Here is a 6419-nt window from a genome sequence, read left to right on the forward strand (position 1 = left end):
TTCTCGTAGTTACCACCGCTGACATTGGTGATGGAGTTGGTCAGCGGGGTATGGCCGACCAGTACATCGTTCGGCGCGCTGATGCTTACCGAGCCGGTGGTTTCGCCGACCGGGATGGTGATCTTCTCGCCATTGGCCAGGGTCACGACTACAGGTGAGCCGGTCACTGGAGCAGTGACGGTAGCGGTGTAGGTGACGTTGCCACCTTCGGCCGCCGAAGGCGTGGCCTTGAGCGACACGGTGGAGTTGTCGATGGTGTCAGTCACGTCGGTGACTGCTGGCGCTGGATTGGTCTCCAGGTTCTCGAAGTTACCGCCTTCGGCTTTAGTGATGGTGGCTTCGACTTTACCGGCGTCCTTGTAGACGTCATCGGCAGGTGCGGCCACGGTGGTGGTACCCGTGGTGGCGCCGGCGGCGATAGTAATCACCGCGCCGTTAGAGAGCGTGACAGTAACAGGCGTACCCGCAGCATTGGTCAGGGTCGCGGTGTAGACAATCGAACCACCTTCGGTCACGGACTCAGTAGCCGAGAGGCTCAGGGTTGTAGTGTCTGGAGTATCGGTAACCGAGGTCTCTGCCGGCTTGTCGCTGACTTCCAACTTCTCGTAGTTACCGCCGTCCGCTTTGGTGATAGTGGTGCTCAGGGAGCTACCGCCCGCCAACGCATCGTTGGGTGCGGTGAAGTTCACGCTGGCGGACGACTCACCCACCGGGATGGTGATGGTCTGGCCGTTGGACAGGGTCACCACGACTGGCGAGCCGGTTACTGGAGCAGTCACGGAGGCGGTGTACACCACGGTTCCACCTTCAGCCACGCTCGGCGTGGCAGTCAGGGAAACGGTGCTGGTGTCGATGGTATCGGTGACATCAGTCACAGCTGGAGTCGGGTTGGTCTCCAGGTGCTCGAAGTTGCCACCCTCGGCTTTGGTGATCGTTGCCTCGACCTTGCCGGCGTCTTTGTAGACGTCATCGGCAGGGGCTGCGACGGTCGCTGTGCCCGAGGTAGCACCGGCAGCAATAGTGATCACGGCACCGTTACTCAAGGTCACGGTGACCGGAGTACCGGCAGCATTGGTCAATGTGGCGGTGTAGACAATCGAACCGCCTTCGGCCACGGACTCAGTAGCCGAGAGGCTCAGGGTGGTAGTGTCTGGTGTGTCAGTTACCGAGGTTTCAGCGGGCTTGTCGCTGACCTCCAGCTTCTCGTAGTTACCGCCGTCCGCCTTGGTGATGGTGGTGCTCAGGGAACTACCACCAGCCAACGCATCGTTGGGTGCGGTGAAGTTCACCGAGCCCTGGCTTTCGCCTACTGGAATGGTGATGGTCTGGCCGTTGGACAGAGTGACGACTACCGGCGAACCGGTCACTGGCGCAGTCACGGAGGCGGTGTACACCACAGTGCCGCCTTCGGCGACGCTTGGTGTTGCAGTCAGACTGACAGTCGAAGTGTCGATGGTGTCAGTGACATCAGTCACCGCTGGCGCTGGATTGGTCTCCAGGTTCTCGAAGTTACCGCCTTCGGCCTTGGTAATGGTGGCTTCGACCTTGCTGGCGTCTTTGTAGACATCATCCGCCGGGGCCGCGACGGTGGTGGTGCCGGTAGTGGCGCCTGCGGCGATGGTGATCACTGCGCCGTTGCTCAGGGTCACGGTGACTGGAGTACCAGCGGCATTAGTCAGGGTCGCGGTGTAGACAATCGAACCACCTTCGGCCACGGACTCGGTAGCGCTCAGGCTCAGAGTGGTGGTGTCAGGGGTATCGGTAACCGAAGTCTCGGCTGGCTTGTCGCTGATTTCCAACTTCTCGTAGTTACCGCCATCCGCCTTGGTGATGGTAGTGCTCAGGGAGCTGCCGCCAGCGAGGGCATCGTTGGGTGCGGTGAAGTTCACGCTGGCGGACGACTCACCCACCGGGATGGTGATGGTCTGGCCGTTGGACAGGGTCACCACGACTGGCGAGCCGGTTACTGGAGCAGTGACCGACGCGGTGTAAACAACAATGCCACCCTCAGCCACGCTTGGTGTTGCAGTCAGACTGACAGTCGAAGTGTCGATGGTGTCAGTGACATCAGTCACCGCTGGCGCTGGATTGGTCTCCAGGTTCTCGAAGTTGCCGCCTTCGGCCTTGGTAATAGTGGCTTCGACTTTACCGGCGTCCTTGTAGACGTCATCGGCAGGTGCGGCCACGGTGGTGGTACCCGTGGTGGCACCGGCAGCAATAGTGATCACGGCACCGTTACTCAAGGTCACGGTGACCGGAGTACCGGCAGCATTGGTCAATGTGGCGGTGTAGACAATCGAACCGCCTTCGGCCACGGACTCGGTAGCGCTCAGGCTCAGAGTGGTGGTGTCAGGGGTATCGGTAACCGAAGTCTCGGCTGGCTTGTCGCTGATTTCCAACTTCTCGTAGTTACCGCCATCCGCCTTGGTGATGGTGGTGCTCAGGGAGCTGCCGCCAGCGAGGGCATCGTTTGGCGCGGTGAAGTTGACGCTGGCGGACGACTCACCCACCGGAATGGTAATGGTCTGGCCGTTGGACAGGGTCACTACGACCGGCGAGCCGGTTACTGGTGCGGTCACGGAGGCGGTGTAAACCACGGTTCCGCCTTCAGCCACGCTCGGCGTAGCAGTCAGGGAAACAGTGCTGATGTCGATAGTGTCAGTGACATCAGTTACCGCCGGGGCTGGATTGGTCTCCAGATTCTCGAAGTTACCGCCTTCGGCCTTGGTAATGGTGGCTTCGACTTTGCCGGCGTCTTTGTAGACGTCATCGGCAGGGGCTGCGACGGTCGCTGTGCCCGAGGTAGCACCGGCAGCAATGGTGATCACTGCGCCGTTGGACAGAGTCACGGTTACTGGGGTGCCGGCTGCGTTGGTCAGAGTGGCGGTGTAGACAATCGAACCGCCTTCGGCCACGGACTCGGTAGCGCTCAGGCTCAGAGTGGTGGTGTCCGGGGTATCGGTGACGGAGGTTTCAGCGGGCTTGTCGCTGACTTCCAGTTTTTCGTAGTTGCCGCCGTCGGCCTTAGTGATGGTGGTGCTCAGGGAGCTACCGCCCGCCAACGCATCGTTGGGTGCGGTGAAGTTCACGCTGCCGGACGATTCACCCACTGGAATGGTGATGGTCTGTCCGTTGGACAGGGTCACCACCACTGGCGAGCCGGTTACCGGAGCAGTGACCGACGCGGTGTAAACAACAATGCCACCCTCAGCCACGCTTGGTGTTGCGGTCAGACTGACCGTCGACGTATCGATCGTGTCTGTGACGTCGGTGACTGCCGGGGCTGGATTGGTCTCCAGGTTCTCGAAGTTACCGCCTTCGGCTTTAGTGATGGTGGCTTCGACTTTACCAGCGTCTTTGTAGACATCATCAGCTGGCGCGGCGACGGTCGCGGTACCCGAGGTAGCACCGGCAGCGATGGTGATCACTGCGCCGTTGCTCAGGGTCACGGTGACTGGAGTACCAGCGGCATTGGTCAATGTGGCGGTGTAGATGATCGAACCACCTTCAGCCACAGACTCAGTAGCCGAGAGGCTCAGGGTTGTAGTGTCTGGTGTGTCAGTTACCGAGGTTTCAGCCGGCTTGTCGCTGACTTCCAGTTTTTCGTAGTTGCCACCGTCGGCTTTGGTAATGGTCGTGCTGAGCGAACTGCCCCCAGCCAGAGCGTCGTTTGGCGCGGTGAAGTTGACGCTGGCGGACGACTCGCCCACCGGAATGGTGATGATCTGTCCGTTGGACAGAGTGACCACGACCGGCGAGCCGGTTACTGGCGCGGTCACCGACGCGGTGTAAACAACAATGCCACCCTCAGCCACGCTTGGTGTTGCGGTCAGACTGACAGTCGACGTATCGATCGTGTCAGTGACATCAGTCACCGCCGGGGCTGGATTGGTCTCCAGATTCTCGAAGTTACCGCCTTCGGCCTTGGTAATGGTGGCTTCGACTTTACCGGCGTCTTTGTACACATCGTCAGCCGGAGCGGCGACGGTGGCAGTACCGGAAGTGGCACCGGCGGCGATGGTGATTACCGCGCCATTGCTCAGGGTCACAGTGACCGGAGTGCCAGCTGCATTGGTCAATGTGGCGGTGTAGACGATGGAGCCGCCTTCGGCCACGGACTCAGTAGCCGAGAGGCTCAGAGTTGTAGTGTCAGGAGTATCGGTGACCGAGGTTTCAGCCGGCTTGTCGCTGATTTCCAGCTTCTCGTAGTTACCGCCATCCGCCTTGGTGATGGTGGTGCTCAGGGAGCTACCGCCCGCCAACGCATCGTTTGGCGCGGTGAAGTTGACGCTGGCGGACGACTCGCCCACTGGAATGGTGATGGTCTGGCCATTAGACAGAGTCACTACGACCGGGGAACCAGTCACGGGGGCGGTGACCGACGCGGTGTAAACCACAGTGCCGCCTTCGGCGACATTAGGGGTAGCTGTCAGCGAAACAGTGCTGGTATCGATGGTGTCAGTGACATCGGTGACGGCTGGAGTCGGGTTGGTCTCCAGGTTCTCGAAGTTGCCACCCTCGGCTTTGGTGATCGTTGCCTCGACCTTGCCGGCGTCCTTGTAGACGTCATCAGCTGGCGCGGCGACGGTCGCTGTGCCTGAGGTAGCACCGGCAGCGATGGTGATCACTGCGCCGTTGGAGAGGGTCACGGTGACCGGAGTACCTGCGGCATTAGTCAGGGTGGCGGTGTAGACGATGGAACCGCCTTCAGCCACGGACTCGGTCGCGCTCAGGCTCAGAGTGGTGGTGTCCGGGGTATCGGTAACCGAAGTCTCGGCTGGCTTGTCGCTGATTTCCAGCTTCTCGTAGTTGCCGCCGTCGGCCTTAGTGATGGTGGTGCTCAGGGAGCTGCCGCCAGCCAGAGCATCGTTGGGCGCAGTGAAGTTCACGCTGGCGGACGACTCACCCACTGGAATGGTGATGGTCTGGCCGTTGGACAGAGTGACGACTACCGGCGAACCGGTCACTGGCGCAGTCACGGAGGCGGTGTACACCACAGTGCCGCCTTCGGCGACGCTTGGTGTTGCAGTCAGACTGACCGTCGAAGTGTCGATGGTGTCAGTCACGTCGGTGACTGCTGGAGCTGGATTGGTCTCCAGATTCTCGAAGTTACCGCCTTCGGCCTTGGTAATGGTGACTTCGACTTTACCGGCGTCCTTGTAGACGTCATCCGCCGGGGCCGCGACGGTGGCGGTGCCGGTAGTGGCGCCTGCGGCGATGGTGATCACTGCGCCGTTGGACAGAGTCACGGTGACCGGAGTACCTGCGGCATTGGTCAGGGTGGCGGTGTAGACGATGGAGCCGCCTTCGGCCACAGACTCGGTAGCACTCAGGCTCAGAGTGGTGGTGTCCGGGGTATCGGTAACCGAGGTCTCTGCCGGCTTGTCGCTGATTTCCAGCTTCTCGTAGTTGCCGCCGTCGGCTTTGGTAATGGTCGTGCTCAGCGAACTGCCGCCAGCGAGGGCATCGTTTGGTGCGGTGAAGTTCACCGAGCCCTGGCTTTCGCCCACTGGAATAGTGATGGTCTGTCCGTTGGACAGGGTCACCACGACTGGCGAGCCGGTTACCGGCGCTGTCACCGAGGCGGTGTAAACGACGGTGCCACCCTCAGCCACGCTCGGCGTGGCAGTCAGGGAAACGGTGCTGGTGTCGATGGTGTCCGTGACATCGGTGACGGCTGGAGTCGGATTGGTCTCCAGGTGCTCGAAGTTGCCACCGTCCGCTTTAGTGATGGTGACTTCGACTTTACCGGCGTCCTTGTAGACGTCATCCGCCGGAGCGGCCACGGTGGTGGTGCCGGTAGTGGCACCTGCGGCGATGGTGATCACCGCGCCGTTGGAGAGGGTCACGGTGACTGGAGTACCCGCGGCATTGGTCAGGGTGGCGGTGTAGACGATGGAGCCACCCTCGGCCACGGTATCGGTGGCGGTCACGCTCAGGGTCGTTGTATCCGGGGTATCGGTGACGGAAGTTTCAGCAGGCTTGTCGCTGATTTCCAGTTTCTCGTAGTTACCACCGTCGGCTTTGGTAATGGTGGTGCTGAGCGAACTGCCGCCCGCCAATGCATCGTTGGGAGCAGTGAAATTCACGCTGCCAGACGACTCACCCACCGGGATGGTGATGGTCTGACCGTTGGACAGAGTGACGACCACTGGCGAACCGGTCACTGGCGCGGTCACGGAGGCGGTGTACACCACGGTTCCACCTTCAGCCACGCTCGGCGTGGCAGTCAGGGAAACGGTGCTGGTGTCGATGGTATCGGTGACATCAGTCACAGCTGGAGTCGGGTTGGTCTCCAGGTGCTCGAAGTTGCCACCCTCGGCTTTGGTGATCGTTGCCTCGACCTTGCCGGCGTCTTTGTAGACGTCATCGGCAGGGGCTGCGACGGTCGCTGTGCCCGAGGTAGCACCGGCAGCAAT

1 protein-coding gene is annotated in these 6419 nt (G+C 61.0%); it reads right to left on the bottom strand.

Annotated features, from left to right (window positions below):
• Positions 1 to 6419, bottom strand: a 6419-nt coding sequence (locus A9971_RS07280) for an immunoglobulin-like domain-containing protein (RefSeq protein ID WP_404944719.1), incomplete at both ends; no start/stop codon positions are given.

Source organism: Pseudomonas sp. UME65 (assembly GCF_014170225.1).
GTDB classification, from domain to species: domain Bacteria; phylum Pseudomonadota; class Gammaproteobacteria; order Pseudomonadales; family Pseudomonadaceae; genus Aquipseudomonas; species Aquipseudomonas protegens.